Source organism: Pseudomonas sp. 22072 (assembly GCF_052046095.1).
GTDB classification, from domain to species: domain Bacteria; phylum Pseudomonadota; class Gammaproteobacteria; order Pseudomonadales; family Pseudomonadaceae; genus Aquipseudomonas; species Aquipseudomonas paracarnis.
Genome location: NZ_JBQEQE010000037.1, coordinates 14,887 through 39,528 on the forward strand (window position 1 = coordinate 14,887; position 24,642 = coordinate 39,528).

Sequence of the window (24,642 nt, forward strand, 5' to 3'; positions counted from 1 at the left end):
ACCGCGCCGGGCCTTATGCAGGGGCAGGGGAGGTTATTGAACCGCGTCGATGCGCTTGATCATGTCCGCATACGGCGCACCGTATTTGGCACGCACCGCCGCAGTGGCCTCATAGAAGGGCTTTTTGTCGACAGTGATGAACTCCACGCCGGCCTTCTTGAGTTTCTCTTCACTGCTGGCGGACTTGGCGTCCCAGAGCACGCGCTCATCAGCCTGGGCGGCCTTGGCGGCGGCCTTGACCATGTCCTGCTGGGCGGGGTCGAGCTTGTTCCAGGTGATTTTCGACATCACGATGGGTTCAGGCAGGATCAGGTGTTCGGTGAGGGTGTAGTACTTGGCGTTCTGGAAGTGGTTGTGTTCCAGCAAGGTCGGCGGGTTGTTTTCCGCGCCGTCGATGACCCCGGTCTGCAGGGCGCTGAAGATCTCGCCGGTGTCCATGGCAATGCCGTTGGCGCCCATGGCGTTGAAGGCTTCGATGAAAATCGGGTTGCCTTGCACGCGGATCTTCATGCCCTTGAGGTCTTCGATCTTGCGCACCGGTTTCTTGGTATAGAGATTGCGCGTGCCGCCATCCATCCAGGCCAGGGCCACCAGGCCGAACTCGGAGTTGGTGATCTTGGCGAGGATCTCGTCGCCAATCTCGCCATCGATGACCTTGCGCATATGCGCCTGGTCGCGGAATACGAACGGCAGGTTGAACACGTTCACGTCCGGCACCACCGGGCCGACGATGCCGAGGCTGACGCGGGTCATTTGCACGGCGCCGACCTGGGCCTGTTCGACCACTTCCTTCTCGGAGCCCAGCACACCGCCTGGGAAATACTTGAAGGTCAGCTCGCCGTTGCTCGCCTTGGTCAGGGCCTTGCCCATGTTTTCTTCTGCGACAACGGTGGGGTAGCCAGCGGGGTGGATGTCGGCGAACTTGATTTCCAGCGCGTGGGCTGCGCTGCTGAGGGTGAAGATTGCAGCGGCGAGCAAGGTGCGTTTGAAGTCCATGGAAGTCACTCCTGTCTTGTTATTGTTGTATTCAAGGCACAGCGATTAAACGATGAAGCGGGGTTCGGGCAGTCCTTGGACGCCGGGGTTGAGGGCGAACACGCCACCAGACAGCGACTGTTCACTCGGGTCGTCACGGATGGAAGTGACGTACAAGGTGTCCAGGCGGCTGCCACCGAAGGCGCACATGGTGGGTTTTTTCACGGGCACGCTCAGGGAGCGATCCAGGCGACCGTCCGGGGTGAAACGGTGAATCAACCCGGCGTCGTTGGCGCAAATCCAGTAGCCGCCCTCGGCGTCCACGGCTGCACCGTCGGGACGCCCGGGGAAGTCGTTCATATCAATGAACAGGCGGCGATTGGACGGCGTGCCGGTCTCGATGTCGTAGTCGAACGCCCAGACCTTTTGTACCTTCGGGTGCGAATCGGAAGCGTACATCGTGCGGCCATCGGGGCTGAAGGCCAGGCCGTTGAGGGTGATGAACCCCTCCAGTAGCGCGTGGGGCGCAGCCCCGGACCCATAGCGATAAAGGACGCCTTCGGCGGCATTCAAGCCCATGTCCAACACCATGCTGCCGGCCCAGAAACGGCCCTGGCGATCGCAGCGGCCATCGTTCAAACGCATGTCCTTGCGTGAATGCTCGATGCTGGCCAGCGGCACGGTGTCGAGGCTGCCGTCGTGGTGGGGCGTGAGTTGGAAGAAGCCGGTTTGCATGCCAGCGACCCAATTGCCTGCCTGGGTGCGCGCAATACAGGCGAGCATCTCTGGGGCTTTCCACGCCGCCAGATGGCCGGTGGCGGCGTTCCAGCGTTGCAGGCCGCCGTTGGGGATATCTACCCAATACAGGGCGTTTTCTTCGGGCACCCACACCGGGCATTCGCCCACCGCATTGCGGGCATCGACAATCAGTTCAGCAGTCATGGTCATTCCCTTGGGTTGCGGGGCACTCAGTCACCGAACGGCCCCGCCGCGCAGAACGCACCGCCCTGGTAGACCTTGGCCGGGTCATCGGCGGCCACGGGCGGTTGGGCTTCGACCTGGGCGCGGAACACTTCGGAGCTGTCTTTGGGGGCAAAGCCCAGGTGCGCGGCGTAGCGGTTGTCCCACCAGGTGTCGAGGTTGGCCGACATGCCGTACACCACGGTATGGCCGACGTTGGGCGTGTACAGCGCGCGTTCGAGCAGTTGGGTCAGGTCGTCGAAACTCAGCCAGGTGTGCATCATCCGGCGGTTCTGCGGTTGCGGGAACGAGGAGCCGATACGGATGCTCACGGTCTCGATGCCATAACGGTCGAAGTAGAAACTGGCCATGTCTTCGCCGTAGGACTTGGACAGGCCGTAGTAACTGTCCGGGCGGCGCGGGGAATGGGCGTCGAGTTGCACGCCCTGTTTGTAGAAACCAATCACGTGATTGGAACTGGCGAAGATCACCCGCTTGACCCCGTGGCGGCGGGCCGCTTCGTAGATATGGAAAATGCCGCTGATGTTCGCGCCCAGCACCTCTTCGAACGAGCGCTCCACCGAAACGCCGCCAAAGTGCAGGATGGCGTCGACGCCCTCTACCAACTGATGCACGGCGTGTTTGTCGGCCAGGTCGCAGATGTGTACCTCTTCGCGAGCGTCAGTGGCGGGGGCCATTTCAGCGATATCCGAAAGGCGCAGCACCTGGGCATAAGGACGCATGCGTTCACGCAGGACCTTGCCCAGGCCGCCGGCGGCACCAGTGAGCAACAGACGGTTGAAGGGAGCGGGGGTGGTGGTGGTCATGGGCCTTCCAGATTTTTGTTGTAGGTTGTCGTATGACTATGGGGAAATAGTGTTAGGGATTCCTGGTGTTGTCAACGTCCTTCCAGGCACATGAGATCAAAGGTGGGAGCTGGCTTGCCTNTGAAAAGGATGTGGTAACTGACCCACCGCTATCGCAGGCAAGCCAGCTCCCACATGGATAGGTGGCACCTTAGAGATCGGATTTGCCTTTGGAACTACAACAACGAAATCGGATAGCTGATAAAAATCCGGTTCTCATCGAACTCGTTATTGCTGAAATCCCGACGCATGGTCGAGTTGCGCCACTTCACATTGAGGTTCTTCAGCGCACCGCTCTGCACCGTGTAGGCCAACTCCGACTCACGCCCCCACTCCTTGCCGTCGGTGATCGCCCCGGTGTGTACATTGCTGCCGCTGATATAGCGGTTCATCAGGGTCAGCCCCGGAACGCCGAGCACCACAAAGTTGAAGTCGTGGCGCACCTGCCAGGACTTTTCCTTGGCGTTGTCGTAGCTGGCGTTGTAGCTGTCGTTGGCCAGAGTGCCGCCGCTGGTGCCGTTGATGCGCATCCAGGCGCTGTCGCCGCTGAGTTTTTGCAGGCCAACATAGAAGGTATGGCCGTTGTATCTGGCCGAGAGCAGGGCGAACAGGGTCTTGTTATCGAGGTCGCCGGCCAGGGCGCTGCCGTCTTCCTTGCCGTTGAAGAACCCGAGGTTGGCGCCCAGGGTCCAGTCTCCCAGCGGCTGGCTGTGGGTGAGGTTGAGGTACTGCTGTTGGTAGATATCAGTCAGTTCGGCGTACCACAGGCCGACCTGGGTACGTTTGTCGTTGAAAGTGTATTCGCCGCCGCCGAAGTTGAAACGGTCCGAAGTGAACGCGGCTTTGCCGTTCATGAACATGTCTTCCATGCTCGCGTCGTTGCGTGGGCTGTTGCCCCGAAACTGGCCACCGTAGAGCGTCAGGCCGGCGATTTCATTGGAGGTGACCTGGCCGCCACGAAAGGTCTGGGGCAGGGAGCGGCCATCATCGGAACGCAAGATCGGCAGCACCGGCATCCATTCGCCAACCTTCAACTCGGTCTTCGACAGCCTGGTTTTCAGCGCGACACCCAGACGCCCGAAATTGTCGGCGGGGCGGCCATCGTCATGCACCGGCAACAGTTGGGTGCCGGCGGTGCCTTTGCCGCCATCAAGCTTTTGCGAATACAGGCCCAGCACGTCAATCCCGAAACCGACCGTGCCCTGGGTAAAGCCGGACTTGGCATCAAGGATAAAATTCTGCGTCCACTCTTCGGCCTTGCCCTGGGGGTTGGTCGGGTTGGTGAAGTTGCGATTGAAGTAGGCATTACGCAGGTTGAGCGTGGCCTTGGCGTCGTCGATGAAGCCTTCGGCGTTGGCACCCAGCGGCAGGGTGACGGCCAGGCTGCCGAGGCCGAGAAGGCCCAGGCGAGTGCAGGAATGACGGGCGGATTGACTCACAGTGAGGCTCCCTTTGTTTTGTTGTTTTTATTATTTGTCATACGTTGTCGTACAACATTGAGCGCGATATTTGCGAGGTTTTGAGGGCGTGTCAAGCGGAAGTTATACGATGACTTGGGTGAAACGATTCAACGCAGCGGCACGGTCGCCCCCTGTAGGAGCGAGCTTGCTCGCGAAAAACGTCAACGATAACGCGTGCTTCCNCTGAATGAACGCGGCGCCTGTGAGTTTTTCGCGAGCAAGCTCGCTCCTACATGGATTGCATTGCAACGCAGGTTTCAGCCAGCCATGACCATCGGCGGCAGGGTGCCAAGCAGGGAAACCGCAGCCACTGCTGCAACGCCCAACAGCCACTCCATCATCACACTGGCTCTCAAACTGCCCAGGCGTTGTTCGCAGCGCTTGATACGCAACCGGTTCAACAGCGCCAACCCCAGCATGCCCAGCACCAGCCCCACCTTGATCAGCAGGATCAAGGCGAAGCCCTCGAACAGCGGCGTGGGCCACAGTTGCCCGGTGAGCACGCGCACGTTGATCAGACCGGTTACCAGCAGGCCGCCGACCAGGCCATATCCCACACCACTGAAGCGACGCAGAATCGGCTCCAGGTGGTGGTCTTGCGCCTGCCGGAGGATCAGCACTAACACCAGCAACCCACCGAGCCAGGCCCCAACGCACAGCAGGTGCACTACCTGGTTAAGGATCAGCAACCGCCCACTCAGCCCATCGAGCATGGCGCCATGGCCTACGGGGGCCAGGGTCGCCAGCAGCAGGGCGAGCAGCGGCAAGCGCAAGGCCGGCCAGGGCTTGATCAGCACGATCACCAGCAGCAGGTTCAGCAGCAGATGCCAGGCCCATACCTGGCCAAAAAAGGTCTTGCCCAGCACCAACTGCACCGTGGCCGGTTGCAGCGCCGAATCCCAACTGCCGGCCATGCTGGCGGTGATCAACAGCAACCACACAACCCCGGTGAACAGCCCCAAGCCGGCCAGGCCACGGGTGATGCGCAGCAATTGCCGGTCCAGTGTCGGCTGCACATGAGCGCCGAGCAGCCAGGGCCTGAATACCCAGGCCCCGAACATTAGCAACACGACGCAAAAGTGCAGGAAGCGGCACAGCACCAGCAGGGTTGCCATGGGTTATTGGCCGACCTTGAAGCTGTAAGTGCCTTCGCTTTTGTGAGTGTCGACGGACACTGCATGCCATTCGACTTTATAGGTGCCGTTTGCCAGCGCAGCGGCAGGCGTGACCACCAGTGTCTTCTTGTCGGCGTCCGGAGTTTCCAGGCCCTTGATGGCGATTTCGGTGCCGTCCTTGCTCAGGGAGACCTTGGTGAAGGTGGCTTCGACGCCTTCGCTGAAGGTCAGGCGCAGGTCTTTGGGTGCGGCGACTTTGCTGTCAGCCGCAGGCTCCGCGCTCTTGAGGTGGGCGTGGGCAAACGCCGTAGAGGCGCCCAGCAGGGCAGTGAACAGGACAGCAGCGGTCAGGGAGTTCTTGAGCAACATTGTTCAATACCGATCAGAGGATAGGAGCCGGCAGTGTACGAAGTTTCGGCTTGGCCTGTCGCCCCGATCTAGAGCCGGTGGTAGTCTTTAGGCCGTGTTGTTGTCAGGGAGCCCTTATGGGCAATCACAAGATCGGAATTCGTCGGGTCAACGTCGAGAAAATCCTGCTGGCGGCGGAGAAGGTCTTCGCCAACAAAGGCTATGGCAGCACCGCCATGGCCGACATCGCCGAAGAAGCGCAACTGCCGCGCTCCAACCTGCATTACTACTTCACCACCAAGAGCGAGCTGTACAGCGCGGTGCTGTTCGACCTGCTGGAATTGTGGAAGCAGGACGCCCTGAGCTTTGAAACCTTCGACGACCCTCGGGTAGTGCTCAGCAGCTACATCCGCGCCAAGATGCAGCGCTCGCGCACGCGCCCGTATGGCTCCAAGGTCTGGGCCAATGAAATCATCCACGGCGCGCCCACACTCGGCGAGGCCCTGGATGAAAGCCTGTACGACTGGGCCAAGATGAAGGAAGCGAAGATTCGCCAATGGGTGCAAGACAAACGCATCCTGCCGGTGGAGCCCTCGAGCCTGCTGTACATGATCTGGGCCTCGACCCAGCACTACGCCGACTTCGATCATCAGGTGAAGATTCTGAATGATCACCAGCCGTTGTCGGACAGGCAGTTCGAGAAGGCCATTCAGACCGTGACCGGTGTGATTTTGCGCGGGATTGGGTTGGAACCCTGAGCTGATCGTTCCCACGCTCCGCGTGGGAATGCCACCCTCGACGCTCTGCGTCCGCTCTTGCCAGGGTGACGCGGAGCGTCACAGGATGCGTTCCCACGCGGAGCGTGGGAGCGAGGGGCAAGGATTACACCGCTTCCCGGTAAGGATTGCGCGGGTCCTGCGTCCAGTTCAAAAACGACTTGCCGGTATCGATCGGCACCATCTCGATGCAGTCGGCCACCGGGCAAGTGATCTGGCACAGGTTGCAGCCCACGCACTCATCGTCGATCACCTCATACAGATGCGTGCCATCGGCCTGCTTCAAGCTGGCGATGGCCTGGTGCGAGGTGTCCTCGCAGGCAATATGGCAACGCCCACAGCCAATGCACGCCTCTTGATCAATCTTGGCGATGACCTGGTAGTTGATGTCCAGGTACTTCCAGTCGGTGGTATTGCCCACCGCCCGCCCGGAAAACGCCTGCAGGTTGGCATGGCCCTGGCTGTCCATCCAGCGCGACAAGCCGTCCTTCATCTCTTCAACGATGCGAAACCCATGCAGCATCGCCGCCGTGCACACCTGCACCGCGCCGCAGCCCAGGGCGACGAATTCCGCGGCGTCGCGCCAGGTACCGATGCCGCCGATGCCGCAGATCGGCAGGCCGTTGGTCTGTGGGTCACGGGCGATTTCGGCGACCATGTTCAACGCAATCGGCTTGACCGCCGAGCCGCAGTAACCGCCATGGGTACTCTGGGTGCCGACCACCGGCAGCGCGACCATGCGTTCCAGGTCCACGCTGGTGATGGAGTTGATGGTGTTGATCAGCGACACCGCATCGGCGCCACCGCGATAGGCCGCTCGCGCCGCCACGCGGATGTCGGTGATGTTCGGCGTGAGTTTGACGATCACCGGCAGCGAACAATACGTCTTGCACCAGCGCGTCACTTGCTCCACGTACTCCGGCACCTGGCCGACGGCGGCGCCCATGCCCCGTTCGGGCATGCCGTGAGGGCAGCCGAAGTTCAGCTCGATGCCGTCGCAGCCGGTCGCCTCTACCAAGGGCAGGATGTTTTTCCAGGACGCTTCGACACAAGGCACCATGAGCGAGACGATCAGTGCGCGGTCCGGCCAGTCCTTTTTCACCTGGGTGATTTCCCGCAGGTTGATCTCCAGGGAACGGTCGGTGATCAGTTCGATATTGTTGATGCCCAGCACTTCGCGGTTGGCGCCATAGTGCGCGGAGTAACGCGACGACACGTTCACCGCCGCCGGGTCTTCCCCCAGGGTTTTCCACACGACGCCACCCCAGCCGGCCTCGAAGGCGCGCACCACGTTGTAGGCTTTGTCGGTGGGCGGCGCGGAGGCCAGCCAGAACGGATTGGGCGCTTTGATACCGGCGAATACAATCGAGAGATCGGCCATTACGCAGCCTCCACAGTCAGCATGAGTTGGGCATGCATGGCTTCGGCGGCCCGCTTGCCATGTTGTACCGCCTGAACGGTTAGGTCCTGGCCGAGGCTGACGCAATCACCGCCGGCATACACCCCTGGGATGCTGGTGCGCAGTTGCTCATCGACGAAGATGCGCTCGCCGACGCGATGCAGTTGCTGGGCCAGCGGATCGTGCAGGGCGTCGTTGTCGAAGCCTTGCCCGATCGCCTTGAAGATCGCGTCGGCGGCCAGTTCGAAGGTTTCCCCGGTAGGCAGCAGGCGACCGTTTTCCAGGCGGGTGCGGGCAAAGCGCATGCCGCGTACGCGGCCTTGGTCATCGAGCAGGACCTCGTCGGGTTGGGCCCAGGTCAACAGCCGTACTTGATTGGCCTTGGCGATGTCCTGTTCGTGGTGGGTTGCGCCCATGTCGACCAGGCCACGGCGGTATACCAGGTTGACATCGCGGGCACCGAGGCGGGCCATCTGCACGGCCATGTCGATGGCGGTGTTGCCGGCGCCGAGCACGATGCAGCGGTCGGCCAGGGGCAGTTGGCTGAGGTCATCGGCCTGGCGCAGTTCGCGGATATAGTCGGTGGCGGCGAGCAGGCCGGGGGCATCCTCAAAGGGCAGGCCCAGCTGTTTGCTGGCAGCGAGACCCAGGCCGAGGAACACCGAATCGAATTGCTGGTGCAGTTCGCTCAAGGTCAGGTTGTCGCCCAGGCGTTGGCCGTGGCGAACCTCGATGCCGCCAATCTGCAGGAGGAAATCCAGTTCCTTCTGGGCGAAGTCGTCCACCAGTTTGTATTTGGCGATTCCGTATTCATTCAGGCCGCCGGCTTTTTCCCGCGCTTCGAAAATCACCACGTCATGACCGTGCAAGGCGGCGCGGTGAGCGCAGGCCAAACCGGCAGGCCCGGCACCGACCACGGCGATGCGCTTGCCAGTGGGCGCGGCGCGTTGGAACGGGTGTTCGCTGAAGTGCGCGTTGTCGATGGCATAGCGTTGCAACAGGCCGATCAGCACGGGGGCGCATTCTTCGGCGTTATTGCGTACGCAGGCTTGCTGGCAGAGGATTTCCGTCGGGCACACCCGTGCGCAACTGCCACCGAGGATGTTGGCCGAGAGGATTTTCTGCGCGGCCCCTTGCACGTTCTCGGTGTGGATATTGCGGATGAATGAAGGGATGTCGATCTCGCTGGGGCACGCATTCACACAAGGCGCGTCGTAGCAGTACAGGCAGCGCGAGGCTTCCAGTTGGGCCTGGCGGGCGTTGAGGGGCGGTGCCAGGTCGGTGAACTGGCTGGCGAGGGTGGCCCCATCTTCGCGGGGGTGGGGGAGGTGGGTCAGGGTCTGGATCACGGTGTTGGCCTCACGGTTATTGAGGTGCTGCCTCTGATGGGCGATCGTTCCCACGCTCTGCGTGGGAAAGCCTCACTGGACGCTCCGCGTCCGCTTTTTTTGGACTCAGCGGTTCACGGCCACTGGCTTGCAAAGCGCTGCCCGCTTGCTCAACTGCTCGAACACCGAGGGATACGCCGGCCGCTGCACATACCGCCCGGCTCCTCGCTCGGCGCGCAGGTCACCATCGGCCCACACCAGCTTGCCCTGGCTGATGGTGTGGCTGGGCACGCCGCGCACGGTCTTGCCTTCGAAGATGTTGAAGTCCACCTGCTGATGGTGGGTCTTGGCGGAAATGGTCCGCGTGCCCTCGGGGTCCCATAGCACCAGGTCGGCATCGGCGCCTACGCGTATCGCGCCTTTGCGTGGGTAGAGGTTGAAGATCTTCGCGGTGTTGGTGGAGGTCAGCGCGACAAATTCCTGCATCGACAGACGCCCGGTATTGACGCCTTCGTGCCACAGCAGCGCCATGCGGTCTTCAATGCCGGCGGTACCGTTGGGGATCTTGCTGAAGTCGTCACGCCCGGCGGCTTTTTGCTCGGCGCAGAAACAGCAGTGGTCGGTGGCGGTGGTGTGCAGGTTGCCCGCTTGCAGGCCGTGCCACAGCGCCTCTTGGTGCCCGCGTGGGCGGAATGGCGGGCTCATCACATAGCCGGCGGCGGTCTGCCAGTCGGGGTGCTGGTACACGCTGTCATCGAGCAACAGGTGGCCGGCGAGTACTTCACCGTACACCGCCTGGCCTTTGCCTCGGGCATAGGTGATTTCATCCAGGGCTTCCTTCGTCGACACATGCACCAGGTACAGCGGCGTGCCGATGGTCTCGGCAATTCGGATGGCACGGCTGGCCGCTTCGCCTTCCACCTGGGACGGGCGCGACAGCGGATGGGCCTCCGGCCCGGTGATACCCTGGGCCATCAGCTTGCGTTGCAGGTGGTACACCAGCTCGCCATTTTCGGCATGCACCGTGGGCACCGCGCCGAGTTCCAGGCAGCGTTCGAAACTGGCGACCAAGGTGTCATCGGCAGCCATGATCGCGTTCTTGTAGGCCATGAAATGCTTGAAGCTGTTGATGCCGTGATGGCTGACCAGCTCGGCCATTTCCTCGCGTACCTGCTCGCTCCACCAAGTGATCGCTACATGAAACCCGTAGTCGGCGGCAGACTTTTCGGCCCAGCCGCGCCACTGGTGGAAAGCTTCCATCAGCGATTGCTGTGGGTTGGGAATCACGAAGTCGATGATCGACGTGGTACCACCGGCCAAGCCTGCCGCCGTGCCACTGAAAAAGTCTTCACTGGCCACGGTGCCCATGAAGGGCAGTTGCATATGGGTATGGGGGTCAATGCCGCCTGGCATCAAGTATTGGCCGCTGCCATCGAGTATTTCGCAGCCTGCGGGAATATCCAGATTCGTGCCAATGGCGCGAATTAGACCCTCTGCGCATAACACATCGGCGCGGTAACTTTCATCATGGGTAATAACGGTGGCGCCACGGATCAACAGCGACATGTCGAGTTCCTCACAGGCTTGACCGGCTTGTGCCAGTTCTAAGTGTTGTAATGCTGCGTACCGAGGGTCGGTTAATTCCTGTCATCGGTGACAGGAATAGAAACTAGCCCGAGTTTTTCGAATGAGCAAGAAGATTTTTATCAAGCCTTTAATGTTTTTATCTAATTGATTTATAAGGTAAAAATACTATTTTCACCAAAATGAAGCACGCCCACCCTGTTTTGACGCACTTGACAGGTTTTTGATCTGTTCAATATTTCTTATTGCAAATCAGGCGCTTGAGATATGCCGCTTGACGGCGTCGAGAAATAAAAATAATTGTGATGCACCAGTTTGAGACCTGCAGGTTCTGGCAACTTGCGTATTGTTTAGCCTGACGCGTGCGGCAAGTAGCGCAGGCTCAATTGGAAAGCTGATAAACATCAGCAAGTTATACAAGCGGTGCGGGTTCAGAGGCGGTTGTCGGCACGGTTATTGAGTGCACGGGCAGTTGGCCGGAACCCTGGATGTCATGTTGTTGATGCGGTACTCCGGCCACCTGAACCTAGCGTGCAGGTGAGCAACAATAATTTTAAAAAAACCGTGGAGCGGCCATGCAACAGAACAGATCGCAAGTCATCGAGCGCAACGGCCTGTACGAACTCGACGCCGGCCCCGACGTCCTCGACAGCCCTCGCTACAACCACGATATGGCACCTACCAAAGTGCACGAGCGCACCTGGAACAAATGGCACATCACTGCGCTGTGGGTCGGCATGTCAATCTGCGTGCCCACCTACACGCTGGGTGGGGTGCTCACGGCGTATTTCGGGCTGTCGGTGGGGGAGGCGCTGATGGCGATCCTGCTGGCCAATATCGTGGTGTTGATCCCGCTGACCCTCAACGCGTTTCCCGGCACCAAGTACGGCATTCCGTTTCCGGTGCTGTTGCGTTCGTCCTTTGGCATCCTCGGCTCCAACGTACCGTGCCTGATCCGCGCGCTGGTGGCCTGCGGCTGGTTTGGTATCCAGACGATGTTCGGCGGGCTGGCGATCCACCTGTTCCTGGGCTCGATTTTCGACGGCTGGAAAGCCCTCGGCGGTACCGGAGAGGTGATCGGTTTCATGCTGTTCTGGTGCTTGAACCTGTGGGTGGTGCTGCGTGGCGCCGAGTCGATCAAGCGCCTGGAAACCTTGTCGGCGCCGCTGTTGGTCGCCGTAGGAGTTGGTCTGCTGGTATGGGCGATGCCGAACGTGTCCCTCAGCGAGCTGATGGCTATTCCACCCAAGCGCCCCGAAGGCGCCAGCCTCACCGGTTACTTCATGGCGGGGCTTACGGCGATGGTGGGCTTCTGGGCCACCTTGTCACTGAACATTCCCGACTTCAGCCGCTACGCCAACAGCCAGAAAGACCAGATTCTGGGGCAGATCTTCGGCTTGCCGCTGACCATGTTCCTGTTCGCCGCCCTCGGCGTGGTCATGACCGCCGCCTCGGTGAAACTGGTGGGGGTGAGCGTCTCCGATCCGGTGAGCCTGATTGGTCATATCCAGAGCCCGGTGTGGGTGGCCATCGCCATGGCGCTGATCATCGTCGCCACCTTGTCCACCAACACTGCGGCGAACATCGTCTCGCCCACCAACGACTTCCAGAACATCGCGCCCAAGCTGATCAACCGCACTACGGCGGTGATCCTCACCGGCCTGGTAGGGCTGGCGTTGATGGCCCATGAACTGCTGAAAAAACTCGGGCTGATTGTCTCGGACGTCAGCCTGGAAACCGTGTATTCCAATTGGCTGCTGGGCTATTCAAGCCTGCTGGGGCCGATTGCCGGGATCATGGTGGTGGACTATTTCATCACCCGCAGACAACAGTTGGACCTGGCCGGCCTGTACCGCGACGACGTGTACCCGGCCTGGAACTGGAGCGGCTTTGTCGCCTTTGGCGTACCGGTGGTGCTGACGCTGCTGTCGCTGGGCAGCGATGCGTTCAGCTGGTTCTACAGCTACGGCTGGTTCACCGGCTCGGCGTTGGGCGGGGTGTTGTATTACGGGCTCAATGCCAAGCGCGCTAGCACTCCACTCACCGCCAAATCCCCGTTGTAAACACGGTTCAGGTGGGAGCTGGCTTGCCTGCGATAGCGGACTATCAGTTAAAGCCGTGTCGGCTGACACACCGCTATCGCAGGCAAGCCAGCTCCCACAGTTGACCGCGTTAATTCATAAGAACCTGTAGCCTGAGGAGACCCCCATGAACGCTGCCCTCGACGTTCTGCAATCGACCCATCAGCACATCAACCGCGACCGTCTGTGGCAGTCGCTGATGGACCTGGCCAAACTCGGCGCCACCCCCAAAGGCGGAGTGTGTCGCCTGGCCCTTACCGACCTCGACCGCAAGGCTCGCGATCGCTTCGTGCAGTGGTGTGAAGCGGCGGGTTGCACCGTGACCATCGACGGCATCGGCAATATCTTTGCGCGCCGTCCCGGCCGCAATCCCGACCTGCCACCGGTGATGACCGGCAGCCATATCGACACCCAGCCCACCGGCGGCAAGTTCGACGGTTGCTTCGGCGTGCTGGCCGGTGTGGAAGTGCTGCGCACCCTTAACGACCTGAATGTGGAAACCGAGGCGCCGCTGGAAGTGGTGGTATGGACCAACGAAGAAGGCTCGCGTTTCCCGCCGTGCATGATGGGCTCAGGGGTGTTTGCCGAGAAGTTCAGCCTCGCCGATACCCTGGCCAAGGTCGATACGGACGGCGTCAGCGTGGGGGATGCGTTGAACGCGATTGGTTATGCCGGAACACGGTCGGTCAGCGGGCATAAGGTCGGCGCGTATTTCGAGGCCCATATCGAACAAGGGCCGATTCTGGAGGATGAACACAAAACCATCGGCGTGGTGCTCGGCGCCCTCGGGCAAAAGTGGTTTGACCTGAAGCTGCGCGGTGTTGAAGCCCATGCCGGCCCTACACCCATGCACTTGCGCAAGGATGCCCTGGTAGGCGCGGCAGCGGTGGTGGCCGCCGTGAACGCGGCGGCGTTGGCGCACCAGCCGCATGCATGCGGCACGGTGGGGTGCCTGCAAGCGTATCCGGGATCGCGCAACGTGATTCCCGGTGAGGTGCGCATGACCCTGGATTTTCGTCACTTGGAACCGGCACGGCTGGACTCGATGATTGCCCAGGTGCGTCAGGTGATCGAGGACACCTGCGCCAAACATGGCTTGAGTTTCGACATGCAGCCCACGGCGGACTTCCCGCCGCTGTACTTCGACAAAGGCTGCGTGGAGGCGGTGCGCGATGCCGCCAATGGCTTGGGCTTGTCGAACATGGACATCGTCAGCGGGGCAGGGCACGACGCGATTTTCGTGGCTGAGCTGGGCCCGGCGGGGATGATCTTTGTACCGTGTGAAGGCGGCATCAGCCACAACGAAATCGAAAATGCCGCGCCGGACGACCTGGCGGCGGGGTGTGCGGTGTTGTTGCGCGCCATGGTAGCCGCTTCAGCGGCCATTGCCAGCGGCCAGCTCGCGGCCTGATCGTTCCCACGCTCCGCGTGGGAATGCACCCTGTGACGCTCCGCGTCACGATTTTAGAGGCAGACGCAGAGCGTCCTGAGCGGCGTTCCCACGCAGAGCGTGGGAACGATCATTAGCAGGCTATTAACCCGGCTGCCAGCCGCCGCCGAGTGCGGTCAAAAGTCCCACGCTCGCCTGCAACTGCCGGGTCTGCACCGCCTGCAACGTTCTCTGTGCCTGCAACGCGGCGGTTTGGGCGGTGACCACGTCCAGGTAACTCACCGCCCCGGCCTGATAGCTGTTCATCGCCAAGGCCTGGGTATGTTGCGCCGCCTCTGCGGCCGCTTGTTCGTCCTCGGCTTGCTGCTGCAAATCCCGCAGTTGCGCGAGGTTATCTTCCACCTCACGCACGGCTTTCAATACGTGGCTACGGTACTGTGCCGAGGCTTCCTCGAATTCGGCCTTGGCCTGGCGCTCGTTGGCGCTCAAGCGTCCGCCATCGAAGATCGGCAGGTTCATCAGCGGCCCCAGTGCCCAATACCGGTTGCCGGCGGACAGCAGGTTGCCAACGCCTTGGGTCTGCCCGCCCAGCACACCGGTCAAACTGAAATCCGGGAACCACGCCGCCTTGGCCACGCCGATCGTTGCGTTGGCCGCAAACACACGACGTTCAGCTGCGGCAATGTCTGGACGACGCTGCAGCAAGTGGCTGGGCAACTGCGCCGGAATGCTTGGCAACGCCATTAACTGCGGGCTGGGCGGCAATGAAAAATCACTGGCCGTCACGCCCACCAATTCGCCGATGGCATGCTCGGCGAGGTTGCGCTGGCCACGCACTTCGTCCAGTTGCGCCTTGGCTTCGGCCAGTTGGTTTTGCGCGCGGGTCAGGTCCAGTTCCGACGCAATCTGGCCTTCATAACGGCTGCGGGTCAGTTGCAACGCTTGGCTGAAGTCCTGCAACGACGTGTTGAGGATTCGGCCCTGTGCATCCAGCCCATTGAGCTGCACATACAGGCTCGCCAACTGCTGTTGCAGGCTCAGGCGCACCACCACCAGATCATCAAAGGACGCTTGCGCCTGGGCATCGCCCGCAGCGACCTGGTTGCGGATTCTGCCCCACAGGTCGAGGTCGTAACCCAGGGAGAACCCAGCGGTATTGCTGTTGTACACCGACGGCTGTGTAGTGCCGCGTAGCGGTCGTGAATCCGATTGACGTTGGCGCAGCGGTTGCGCGCTGGCGGTGATTTGCGGGAAAAGGCCCGCGTGCAGTTGACTGGCGTAGGCCTGGGACGCATCGAAATGCGCCAGCGCCGCGGCCAGGTCCGGGTTGGCCTTGAGCAGTTGCTGTTGCAGCGCGTTCAGGCGCGAATCGTTGTAAAGCTGCCACCACTGGGGCGCCAGTTGATCCGACGGTTGCGCGCTGTGCCAGGGGCCATCGCTGGTTTGTTCGCGGTAGTGGGCGGGCAGGTCAATCGACGGCACCGTATAGGTGGGCGCCATTGAGCAACCCTGCAACGCCAGTACCATCAGTGCCGCCAGCGGCTTAAGCCTTGGGCGCATGCGCACCTCCCGAGGCGTCGGCCAGTTGCACCGGGTCGCCTTCGCGCAGGGCGTCGGGCGGGTTGTCGATGATGCGGTCAGCAGGCTTCAGGCCTTGGTCGATCACCAGGCGCTCGCCGAGGTCCAGGCCAATATGAATGTCTTGCAGGTGCACATGGTTGCGACCGTCCAGTACCGCAACCTGGGTGCCCTGGGCGCGGAAGATCAAGGCGCTGGCCGGGATGCTCACGCCATGGGTATCGGCCGGAATCGGCAGGGTGACTTCGGCGTAATCGCCTGGCAGCAGTTCGCCGTTGGGGTTGTCGGCAACGAACTGGGCGAGCAGGGTGCCAGAGCGGCGGTCGATGGCAGTGGAGTCACCGATCAGGCGTGCCTTGAAGTGCTCGCCGGGGTGCTCGGGGACGGTCAGTTCGGCCTCAAGGCCCGTATGAATGACCGCTGCATAGTTCTGCGGCACCGGCACGTACAAGCGCAATTGGTGGGTGTCGGCAATGTTGAACAGTTCCGGATCGCTGGCGTTATCGGCCTTGATCAACTGGCCGATGTCCGTGTTGCGGGCAGTGATGGTGCCAGCGAATGGCGCTCGAAGGGTCTTGTAGCTTTCCAGGGCGCACAGTCGTGCGTAGTCCGCTGCCGCGGCTTCGGTGTTGGCCTTGGCGGCTGCGGCGTTGGAGGTTTTCTCATCGGCGTCCTGGCGCGATACCGAATGGCTGGCCAGCAGGTTTTGCCAGCGGGTCGCCGTGGTGGCTGCCAGGCGTGCATTGGCTTGTTGCTGGATCAGGCGGGCATGGGCCTGGGCCAGTTGTTGGTCGAGGTCTGGGCTGTCGATTTCGGCGAGGATTTGCCCGGCCTTGACCTGGGCACCGATGTCGACTTTCCAGTCCTTCAAGTAGCCGCTGACACGCGCATGGATCGCCGCTTTGCTCCATGCGTCCAGGTGGGCGGGCAGGCGCAGGGTGTCACCGCCGGCGTTTGGCTTGGGTTGGAACACCATTACCTGGGGGACGGCGGCGGCTTCGGTCCAGGCGGTGACCGACTGCTCGTGCAGCGTACGCGCGTGCAGGCCGCTGGCGACTAACAGGGCAGCCAACGTCAGGCCACCGACACCCAGGAGCATCAGACGCTTGCGCGAGGGTTTTTGATCAGGCGACATGGGGCGTTTCTCCAGCAGTTGCGCGAGTAGGATGACGACCGTGGACCTGGCTGAAGACCACGGGAACAAACAACAAAGTGGCGATGGTGGCGAAGACCAGACCACCGATGACCGCCCGGCCGAGCGGGGCGTTCTGCTCTTCGGAAATGGCCAGGGGCAACATGCCGATGATCATTGCTAGGGCAGTCATGCACACCGGGCGAAAGCGCGTATAGCCGGCTTCCAGCGCGGCTTTCAACGCATCGCCATGTTCGGCCAGGCGCTCACGGCAGAAGCTCACCACCAGGATCGAGTTGGCGGTGGCCACACCCATGCACAAGATGGCGCCGGTGAGTGCTGGCACCGACAACGAGGTGCCACTGAGAAACAGCATCCACACGATGCCCGCCAATGCTGCCGGCAACGCCGTGATGATCACAAAAGGGTCGGCCCATGATTGGAAGTTGACCACGATCAGCAAGTAGATCAGCACCACCGCGCCGAGCAGTCCGAAGCTCAAACCACTGAACGCCTCATGCAGCGCATCGATCTGCCCGTGCAGGCTGATGGTCGCGCCTTTGGGGCGCAGGGACGCAGTGTCATCCAGCACCTTTTGCACATCGCGGGCCACACCGCCGAGGTCGCGGCCTTGCACGTTGGCGTACAGGTCCAGGGTCGGCTGGATGTTGTAGTGGGTCACCACGGCCGGGCTTTGTACCCGGGAGATGGTTGCTACGCCGCCGAGAATTTGCGCCTGCCCATCGGCACCGGTCACTGGCAGCGCTTCCAGGGACGGCAGGCTGTCGAGGCGGTATTGCGGGGTGGCGGCGACGATGGAGTAAGACACGCCGTTGGCCGGGTTGAGCCAGAAGGTCGGCGCGGTTTGCGAGCTGCCGGCGAGGGAGGCGACCATGCTGTTGGTGACGTCACGCTCGGTGATGCCCAGGCCATTGGCGCGCATGCGGTCCACGTTTACTTGCAGCGAGGGGTAGCCGGTGGACTGCTGGATGCGCAGGTCGGCAATCCCCGGTACATGTTGCAAGCGCCGTTCAAGCTCGACGGCATAGGCGCGGTTTTCCGCGTCATTGCGCCCGGAGATTTTGACGTCCAGAGGGGCGGGAGCGCCGAAGTTGAGGATCTGGCTGCTGATGTCGGCGGGCAGGAACGCAAAGTGGCTGCCGGGGAAACTTTGCGGCAGGGCTTCACGCAGTTTTTTCACATAGTCGGCGGTGGGCGCGTGGTGCGTTTTCAAGCTGACCTGGATGTCACCGTCCTGCGGGCCGATGGTGCCGCTGCTGCTGTAGGCCATGTCGATGCCGCTGAGCGGAATGCCAATATTGTCGACGATGGTGTCCAGTTCTTCGGCCGGGATAACCTCGCGAATCCGTGCTTCGATGCGATCGAACGCCGCGGCGCTTTCTTCGATGCGCGTGCCCAGTGGCAAGCGCACATGCAGGGCCAAGGCACCCGCATCGGTGGCCGGGAAAAAGTCCTGGCCCAGGCTCGGCAACAGCAGGAACGACGCGAGTACGCAGGCCAGGAACCCGACAATAAAGCGCTTGCGTGCGCCCAGCGCCAGCGTCAGCAGGCCATGGTAGGTGTCGCGGATATTGGAAAAGTGCCGTTCGAATCCCTGTTGAAAATTCAGCACCGATTGCAGCAACGCATTGCGCGGCCTCAAGTGCTGTTCACCCTCGTGGTGATTGATGAATGCATCTTCCGGATGATGCCCCGCGCCTGCCTCCGGCCTATGTGGTTTGAGCAAATACATCGCCAGCGTCGGCACCAGGGTACGCGAGAGAATGAACGAACTGGCCATGGCAAAGATCACCGCCAGCGCCATTGGCCGGAACAGGTAACCGGCGATGCCTTGCAGCAAAAACATCGGCACGAACACGATGCAGATGCACAACAGCGAGACGAAAGCCGGGCCGACGATTTGCGCGGCGCCGTCGAGAATCGCGGCCTTCACCGCCTTGCCTTGCTCCAGGTGCCAGTTGATGTTTTCGATGGTCACCGTGGCGTCGTCCACCAGGATGCCCACCGCCAACGCCAGCCCGCCCAATGTCATTACGTTGAGGGTTTGCCCACTGACGGCCAACAGCGCGATGGCCGACAGCACTGCCAGGGGAATCGACGCGGCGATGATCAAGGTTGAGCGCCAACTGCCGAGAAACAGCAGGATCATCGCACTGGTGAGCAGTGCGGCAATGATGCCTTCCTGGGCCACGCTGCCCACCGACTGCTTGACGAACACCGAAGCATCGCCCAGCAGCGAGGTTTTCAGCGACGGTGGCAAGGTTTCGTTGATGCGCGGCAGCATCTGCCGGATACCGTCGATGATCGACAGCGTGGAGATGCTGCCGTTTTTCAGCGCCGGCATCAGCACGGCGCGATGGCCGTCGACCCGCACGATATTGGTTTGCGGTGGTGAACCGTCGCGCACATGGGCCACTTGGCCGATGGTGATCAGCGCACCGTCGACGGTCTTGATCGGCAAGTCGTTGAGCTCATCAATCGCCTTGGGGCTGTTGTTGAGCAGGATCGTGTATTCGTTGGGGCCGAGCTTGGCGGTGCCCACCGGGATGATCTGGTTCTGCAGCGCCAGGGCGTTGCCCACGTCTTGGGCCGACAAGCCTTTGGCGGCCAGGGCTTGAGGGTCGAGGTCGAGGGTGATCTGCCGTTGCTTGCCACCCATTGGGGTGGGCATGGCCAGGCCGGGCAGGGCGCTCAAGGGCAGGCGGATATTGTTCTGCACCAGGTCGCGAATTTTGGCTTCCGAAAGGCTGGGGCTGGAGAACGCCATTTGCAGGATCGGCACCGTGGAGGCGCTGTAGTTGAGGATCAGCGGCGGGGTGATGCCCGGTGGCATTTGCTTGAGCACGGTTTGTGACACCGCCGTGACCTGGGCATTGGCGGTACGGATATCGACGCCAGGCTGGAAGAAGATCTTGACGATGCCCATGCCGGGCAACGATTGCGACTCGATATGCTCGATGTCGTTGACGGTGGTGCTCAGGGAGCGTTCGTAGGTGTAGATCACCCGGCCGGCCATGGCGTCCGGAGACAGGCCGTTGTACTGCCACACCACGGCGACCACGGGAATGCCGATATCGGGAAAAACATCCGTGGGTGTACGCAGGGCCGCCATCGGCCCGATGATGCAGATGAATATAGCCAGCACGATGAAGGTGTACGGCTTGTGCAGTGCGGTCTTTACCAGCCCGAGCATGCGTGAGTCTCCGAGAAGAGCAGGATTGCAAACCCCGGCAGTCTTGACCGACCCACCTAACACGCACCTTTCAGCCAGGTGAAGGAAGTTTTAGTCAAGGGCTGAAGATACTTTCATAGGGATTCATTTGTTCCAGGAAGGGCGGCTCATCAAGCTTGTCAGCCATCGGATACGAACTTTTCATTCATGCCCTTTGGAGCCCTGTCATGTCACTCAAACCACTGTTGTTAGTTCCCGCCCTTGGCTTTGTCTGTTTACTGTCGGCCTGCGCCGGCCCGATCCCCAAGGCGGACCCCAGCGAAGCCTGGATCGGCTTGCAGGAAGAAGCGCCGAATGACCTGATGGCCGAGCGTGTCGATGGCAAGCGGGTGGACGATGGGCGCTATTTTGAGGTGACCCCGGGTGACCATCGCCTGGACGTGACTTTATTTGAAGACGAGCCGGGTGATGACAACCAGCAGGACTGCCAGGGCCGCATCGAGTACAAGCATTTCAAGGCAGGTGAGCACTACACCCTGGTGGAGTCGAGCCTGGGCACCACGGTGCGCGCGTCTCTTGAGGACGGCCACGGCAAGGAAATTGCCGCGACCCAGGACTTCAATTGCATGCCTGGCTAGGCGTGATGCGCCGTCGCCTTGTGCGGTTCTGCGGGTGCAGCAGGTTTGACGTGGGGGTGATGATGCCGGCGCGTCACGCGCATGACTCCCCACAGCATGGCGGCGGCGACGGCCAGCCAACCACAGATCAACAGGAAAATCGTTGTCGCAAGGCTCATTCGGGCCTCCTTTCGCCCACTTGGGGCACACACAGTCTTCTCAATGGACAGTCTAGTCAGCTGGCGGTTGCCTGCTATTGACCAATGGTCGAGTCGGTCCAACTTCTTTGCTCTATCAGCGCCGCTTTACTGAGCCAGTGGGCTATACCGGCGGGGCGGGGCGCCCTATGATCGGAGGCCTTTACCGGCAGTTGATCAAGAGAGTGAAAAAATTGCGCTTACGGTCGAACGTTAAAACCTCCTTGCTGCTCGCCGCTGCCCTTGGGCTGGCGGCCTGTGCCAGCAGCACACCATCGAAACTGCCAGGCTTGCCGGAGCGCGTTGAACTCACTGGCGTGCCGACCTTTCGCAGCGAGGCTTATCAGAGCGGTCCTACGGCACTTGCCAGCATGCTGTCGCAACAAGGCATTGTCATGACACCGGGTTTGCTTGATAAACCGCTGCACCTGCCCGGCGCCGAGGCGGACCTTGAGCGCAACATGCAAGTGTTGGCACGTGAATACGGGCTGATGGTGTATCCACTGGAGGCCAAGCTGACCGCCGTGCTGGCGCAGGTGGCGGCGGGTTACCCGGTGATGGCGCGGATCAACGCCAGTTATTGGTCCGGGGCGCGCTATGTCGTGGTGGTGGGGTTCAACCAACAGAAGAGTACGGTGCTGTTGCGCTCTGGCAACGAGCGCCGGCTGATCATGAGCTTCAGCGACTTCGAGTCGGCGTGGGCGAGCGCGGGCCATTGGGCCATTCTGACCCAGCGCCCGAGCCAGTTGCCGGCCAATGTGGACGTGCAGCGCTGGCGCGATGCGGCCAACGCCACGGCGCAGGCGGGGCAGGAGCAAGCGGCGGCCCAGGCGCTCAAGGTGTTGGCAGAGAAGAAGTGAAGCTCAAATAGTGTGGGNCCCGCTCCCACACTAAAACCGTTGCTTATCGACGCACTTCCGCAGCGGTCGCTCGGTTCTTGAGGTTTTTATCGGCCTTGTAACGCAGCGCCACATCCGGCACTGCGCCGCCTTTGCCGGTCTCGACCCAGCTACGAATACGGCTGGCATCGGCAAAATGGGTGAACTTGCCAAAGGCATCCAGAATCACCAGCGACACCGGGCGATTGCCCATGCTCGTCACCAACACCAGGCAATGGCCGGCCTGGTTGGTGAAACCGGTCTTGGTCAGCTTGATATCCCAGTTGGCGCGGTTGATCAGGTGATCGGTGTTGGAGAAGCCCAAGGTGTAATTAGGCTTGCGGAACGACACGGTCTTTTCCTTGGTGGTGCTCAACTGGCTCAGCATCGGAAACTTGCGCGCATAGGCCAGCAGCTTGCTCAGGTCGCGGGCGGTCGACACGTTATGGATCGACAGGCCGGTGGGCTCCACGTAGTGGGTGCTGGTCATGCCCAGGGACTTGGCCTTGGCGTTCATCGCGGCAATGAAGGCCGCGTAACCGCCTGGATAGTGGTGGGCGAGGCTGGCGGCGGCGCGGTTTTCCGAAGACATCAGCGCGATCAGCAGCATTTCCTTGCGTGGCATCTGGCTGCCGATCTTCACCCGGGAGAACACGCCTTTCATCTCGGGCGTGTCGGTGATGTTGATGTCGATGTATTCGTCCATGTTCTGCTTGGCTTCGAGTACGATCAGGCCAGTCATCAGCTTGCTCACCGAGGCGATAGGTACCACCACGTCAGGGTTGCTGGAATAAATGACTTTATTGGTCTGCAAGTCGACCAGCATGGCGCTGCCGGAGGCGATCTGCAGCTTGGAGGCGTCACGCGGGGCCAGGGTGGATTCGGCGGCGTGGGCGAAGGTGCCTGTTAACGCAAAAAACAGGCTGACAATAGAAAGACGAATTTTCACGCGGATGAACTCGCTAAAAAGTAAGGAAATGCCGTTGTAGAACGGGTCTTAAGACAAATGACGTTACATTTTAGGAGTATGGATGAAGAACTGTCGAATGTTCTTCTAGAACCAGACGAAAGTGCCTAAAAACTAAGAAAAAACGGTTTTTTTACGGGCAATAAAAAGCCCTGCGCTAAGGCAGGGCTTTTTCATCACCTCTGGTTATTAACCGTGCAGCGTTTCCGCTGCATATAAGGTGTTTTCCAGCAAGCAGGCCCGGGTCATCGGCCCGACACCGCCGGGGACCGGCGTGATCCAGCCTGCTCGGGGCAGGGCGGTTTCATACACCACGTCGCCCACCAACTTGCCGTCTTCCTGGCGGTTGATACCCACGTCAATAACGATGGCGCCTTCCTTGATCCACTCACCCTTGACCAGGCCCGGCTTGCCGGCGGCGACTACCACCAGGTCGGCACGGCCGACGTGGCCGGCGAGGTCCTTGGTGAAGCGATGGGTGACGGTCACGGTGCAGCCGGCCAGCAGCAGCTCCATGGCCATCGGGCGACCGACGATGTTCGATGCGCCCACCACCACAGCGTCAAGGCCGTACAGGTCGACACCGGTGCTTTCCAGCAGCGTCATGATGCCTTTAGGCGTGCATGGGCGCAGCAGGGGAATGCGTTGGGCCAGGCGGCCGACGTTATAAGGGTGGAAACCGTCGACGTCTTTGTCCGGGCGGATGCGCTCAAGCAGTTTGGAGGCGTCCAAATGCTCTGGCAGCGGCAGTTGCAGGAGGATGCCGTCCATGCCCGGGTCATCGTTGAGGCTGTCAATCAGGTCGGTCAGGGCCTGTTGAGTGGTGTCCGAAGGCAAGTCGTAGGCCTTGGAAATAAAGCCGACCTCTTCACAGTCTTTACGCTTGTGCGAGACATAAACCTGAGAGGCAGGATCGCTGCCGACCAGGATCACCGCGAGGCCAGGCGTGCGCAGGCCTTGCTGGCTGCGCTCGGTGACTCGTTTGGCGATCTGCTGGCGCAGGCTGGCGGCGATTGATTTGCCGTCGATAAGTTGTGCAGTCATTACGCGTGATTAACCATCGAGAGGGGGAAGAAAAGTGCGCGCATTCTCGCATGCCAAGGCGCGAGGGCAAAGGCGCTTGGTCTGCAAATTGCCCTAACCCCTTAAATAAAATCAGTTTTTTTCAAAAAAGATTTGACGGGTTTCCAGGGCATCTATACTATTCGTCGCACTTGTCGGGCACAGCCTAGCACTGGTTAAGAAGGTCGAGCAGAATAGTTGTACTGCAAGGCTGGAAGCACTTAGTTTGTAATCCTCCAAGAGTACAGATTAATAAGGCGCCCGTAGCTCAGCTGGATAGAGCATCCGCCTTCTAAGCGGATGGTCGCAGGTTCGAGTCCTGCCGGGTGCGCCATTAGGCAGCTTTGGCACAAGTAGCGCTATATGGTGGGCGTAGCTCAGTTGGTAGAGCACGGGATTGTGACTCCCGTTGTCGAGGGTTCGATCCCCTTCGTCCACCCCATATTCTGAAAGGCGCCAGATTTAACAGTCTGGCGCCTTTGCTTTAAGAGCTTCAAGCGCGGATGTGGTGGAATTGGTAGACACACTGGATTTAGGTTCCAGCGCCGCGAGGCGTAAGAGTTCGAGTCTCTTCATCCGCACCAATTAAAGCTTTTCCCGGTCGTCAGGCGGGGCAGGGCTCAACAAAGAAGTGGTTTGGTTTCTTTGTTAACGCAATATGGTGGGCGTAGCTCAGTTGGTAGAGCACGGGATTGTGACTCCCGTTGTCGAGGGTTCGATCCCCTTCGTCCACCCC

20 protein-coding genes and 4 tRNA genes are annotated in these 24,642 nt (G+C 61.0%); 9 read left to right on the forward strand and 15 right to left on the reverse strand.

Annotated features, from left to right (window positions below; all coding sequences use genetic code 11):
* Nucleotides 1-33 precede the first annotated feature (33 nt).
* The 6 genes from ACTJLA_RS24695 to copC form a co-directional block, all read right to left on the reverse strand.
* Nucleotides 34-996, reverse strand: coding sequence for a TRAP transporter substrate-binding protein (locus ACTJLA_RS24695; RefSeq protein WP_003192291.1), 963 nt, complete (start codon nucleotides 994-996; stop codon nucleotides 34-36).
* A 45-nt stretch (nucleotides 997-1,041) separates the two neighbouring features.
* Nucleotides 1,042-1,917: an SMP-30/gluconolactonase/LRE family protein gene (locus tag ACTJLA_RS24700; protein WP_200583093.1), complete on the reverse strand. Its 876-nt coding sequence runs from the start codon at nucleotides 1,915-1,917 to the stop codon at nucleotides 1,042-1,044.
* Between the two features lie 26 nt (nucleotides 1,918-1,943).
* Nucleotides 1,944-2,762 (reverse strand): NAD-dependent epimerase/dehydratase family protein, encoded by an 819-nt coding sequence (locus tag ACTJLA_RS24705; RefSeq protein ID WP_198790565.1) that lies wholly within the window; start codon nucleotides 2,760-2,762, stop codon nucleotides 1,944-1,946.
* Nucleotides 2,763-2,977: 215 nt separating this feature from the next.
* Nucleotides 2,978-4,240, reverse strand: coding sequence for an OprD family porin (locus ACTJLA_RS24710; RefSeq protein WP_034127961.1), 1,263 nt, complete (start codon nucleotides 4,238-4,240; stop codon nucleotides 2,978-2,980).
* A 278-nt stretch (nucleotides 4,241-4,518) separates the two neighbouring features.
* Entirely contained in the window at nucleotides 4,519-5,376 is an 858-nt protein-coding gene (copD, locus tag ACTJLA_RS24715) for a copper homeostasis membrane protein CopD (RefSeq protein ID WP_054917390.1), read from the reverse strand.
* Between the two features lie 3 nt (nucleotides 5,377-5,379).
* Nucleotides 5,380-5,745, reverse strand: coding sequence for a copper homeostasis periplasmic binding protein CopC (gene copC, locus ACTJLA_RS24720; protein ID WP_314550314.1), 366 nt, complete (start codon nucleotides 5,743-5,745; stop codon nucleotides 5,380-5,382).
* Between the two features lie 116 nt (nucleotides 5,746-5,861).
* Between copC and ACTJLA_RS24725 the strand changes: the two genes are divergently transcribed.
* Nucleotides 5,862-6,482, forward strand: coding sequence for a TetR/AcrR family transcriptional regulator (locus tag ACTJLA_RS24725; protein ID WP_014719000.1), 621 nt, complete (start codon nucleotides 5,862-5,864; stop codon nucleotides 6,480-6,482).
* Nucleotides 6,483-6,606: 124 nt separating this feature from the next.
* Here ACTJLA_RS24725 and preA read toward each other — a convergent pair whose 3' ends face one another.
* The 3 genes from preA to hydA all read right to left on the reverse strand — a co-directional run bounded on the left by preA (nucleotide 6,607) and on the right by hydA (nucleotide 10,793).
* Nucleotides 6,607-7,881 carry an NAD-dependent dihydropyrimidine dehydrogenase subunit PreA gene (preA, locus tag ACTJLA_RS24730; RefSeq protein WP_103299421.1) on the reverse strand — a complete coding sequence of 425 codons (1,275 nt, stop codon included), beginning with the start codon at nucleotides 7,879-7,881 and terminating at the stop codon, nucleotides 6,607-6,609.
* Nucleotides 7,881-9,248: an NAD(P)-dependent oxidoreductase gene (locus tag ACTJLA_RS24735; protein ID WP_186527233.1), complete on the reverse strand. Its 1,368-nt coding sequence runs from the start codon at nucleotides 9,246-9,248 to the stop codon at nucleotides 7,881-7,883. Before ACTJLA_RS24735 ends, preA begins: the two co-directional genes overlap by 1 nt.
* Before the next feature lie 105 nt (nucleotides 9,249-9,353).
* A complete protein-coding gene (gene hydA / locus ACTJLA_RS24740) occupies nucleotides 9,354-10,793 on the reverse strand; it encodes a dihydropyrimidinase (RefSeq protein WP_034127957.1) in 1,440 nt (479 codons plus the stop codon).
* 593 nt (nucleotides 10,794-11,386) lie between these two features.
* Between hydA and ACTJLA_RS24745 the strand changes: the two genes are divergently transcribed.
* Nucleotides 11,387-12,874, forward strand: a complete 1,488-nt coding sequence (locus ACTJLA_RS24745) for an NCS1 family nucleobase:cation symporter-1 (RefSeq protein WP_034127956.1) — start codon at nucleotides 11,387-11,389, stop codon at nucleotides 12,872-12,874.
* A 145-nt stretch (nucleotides 12,875-13,019) separates the two neighbouring features.
* Nucleotides 13,020-14,303: a Zn-dependent hydrolase gene (locus tag ACTJLA_RS24750; RefSeq protein WP_314550308.1), complete on the forward strand. Its 1,284-nt coding sequence runs from the start codon at nucleotides 13,020-13,022 to the stop codon at nucleotides 14,301-14,303.
* Nucleotides 14,304-14,426: 123 nt separating this feature from the next.
* Here the strand turns inward: ACTJLA_RS24750 and ACTJLA_RS24755 are convergent, their stop codons facing one another.
* From ACTJLA_RS24755 to ACTJLA_RS24765, 3 genes are read right to left on the reverse strand one after another with little or no spacing between them, the layout of a single operon-like run.
* On the reverse strand, nucleotides 14,427-15,842 hold the full coding sequence (locus tag ACTJLA_RS24755) for an efflux transporter outer membrane subunit (protein WP_314550307.1): 1,416 nt from the start codon (nucleotides 15,840-15,842) through the stop codon (nucleotides 14,427-14,429).
* On the reverse strand, nucleotides 15,826-16,995 hold the full coding sequence (locus ACTJLA_RS24760; protein ID WP_034127953.1) for an efflux RND transporter periplasmic adaptor subunit: 1,170 nt from the start codon (nucleotides 16,993-16,995) through the stop codon (nucleotides 15,826-15,828). The genes ACTJLA_RS24755 and ACTJLA_RS24760 overlap by 17 nt, the downstream gene beginning before the upstream one ends.
* The gene (locus ACTJLA_RS24765) at nucleotides 16,985-20,206 is read right to left on the reverse strand and encodes an efflux RND transporter permease subunit (protein ID WP_314550304.1); all 3,222 of its coding nucleotides are present in this window, start codon (nucleotides 20,204-20,206) and stop codon (nucleotides 16,985-16,987) included. Before ACTJLA_RS24765 ends, ACTJLA_RS24760 begins: the two co-directional genes overlap by 11 nt.
* Before the next feature lie 206 nt (nucleotides 20,207-20,412).
* Here ACTJLA_RS24765 and ACTJLA_RS24770 point away from each other — a divergent pair, with 206 nt between their 5' ends.
* Complete coding sequence (locus ACTJLA_RS24770) at nucleotides 20,413-20,823, forward strand: PA0061/PA0062 family lipoprotein (protein WP_259038759.1); 411 nt, start codon at nucleotides 20,413-20,415, stop codon at nucleotides 20,821-20,823.
* On the opposite strand, the gene ACTJLA_RS24775 is transcribed toward ACTJLA_RS24770, so the two are convergent.
* Nucleotides 20,820-20,981: a hypothetical protein gene (locus ACTJLA_RS24775; protein WP_164919344.1), complete on the reverse strand. Its 162-nt coding sequence runs from the start codon at nucleotides 20,979-20,981 to the stop codon at nucleotides 20,820-20,822. The two genes, ACTJLA_RS24770 and ACTJLA_RS24775, sit on opposite strands and share 4 nt — an antisense overlap.
* 212 nt (nucleotides 20,982-21,193) lie before the next feature.
* Between ACTJLA_RS24775 and ACTJLA_RS24780 the strand changes: the two genes are divergently transcribed.
* Nucleotides 21,194-21,859, forward strand: a complete 666-nt coding sequence (locus ACTJLA_RS24780) for a peptidase C39 family protein (RefSeq protein WP_314550300.1) — start codon at nucleotides 21,194-21,196, stop codon at nucleotides 21,857-21,859.
* A gap of 43 nt (nucleotides 21,860-21,902) precedes the next feature.
* Here the strand turns inward: ACTJLA_RS24780 and pbpG are convergent, their stop codons facing one another.
* Nucleotides 21,903-22,826, reverse strand: coding sequence for a D-alanyl-D-alanine endopeptidase (gene pbpG, locus ACTJLA_RS24785; protein ID WP_236455073.1), 924 nt, complete (start codon nucleotides 22,824-22,826; stop codon nucleotides 21,903-21,905).
* A gap of 207 nt (nucleotides 22,827-23,033) precedes the next feature.
* Nucleotides 23,034-23,888: a bifunctional methylenetetrahydrofolate dehydrogenase/methenyltetrahydrofolate cyclohydrolase FolD gene (gene folD / locus ACTJLA_RS24790; protein ID WP_003192259.1), complete on the reverse strand. Its 855-nt coding sequence runs from the start codon at nucleotides 23,886-23,888 to the stop codon at nucleotides 23,034-23,036.
* 275 nt (nucleotides 23,889-24,163) lie between these two features.
* Between folD and ACTJLA_RS24795 the strand changes: the two genes are divergently transcribed.
* The 4 genes from ACTJLA_RS24795 to ACTJLA_RS24810 all read left to right on the forward strand — a co-directional run bounded on the left by ACTJLA_RS24795 (nucleotide 24,164) and on the right by ACTJLA_RS24810 (nucleotide 24,640).
* Nucleotides 24,164-24,240: transfer RNA gene (locus ACTJLA_RS24795), tRNA-Arg, on the forward strand.
* 32 nt (nucleotides 24,241-24,272) lie between these two features.
* Nucleotides 24,273-24,348: transfer RNA gene (locus ACTJLA_RS24800), tRNA-His, on the forward strand.
* Nucleotides 24,349-24,405: 57 nt separating this feature from the next.
* A tRNA-Leu gene (locus ACTJLA_RS24805) sits at nucleotides 24,406-24,490 on the forward strand.
* A gap of 77 nt (nucleotides 24,491-24,567) precedes the next feature.
* Nucleotides 24,568-24,640, forward strand: a tRNA-His gene (locus ACTJLA_RS24810).
* Nucleotides 24,641-24,642 lie beyond the last annotated feature (2 nt).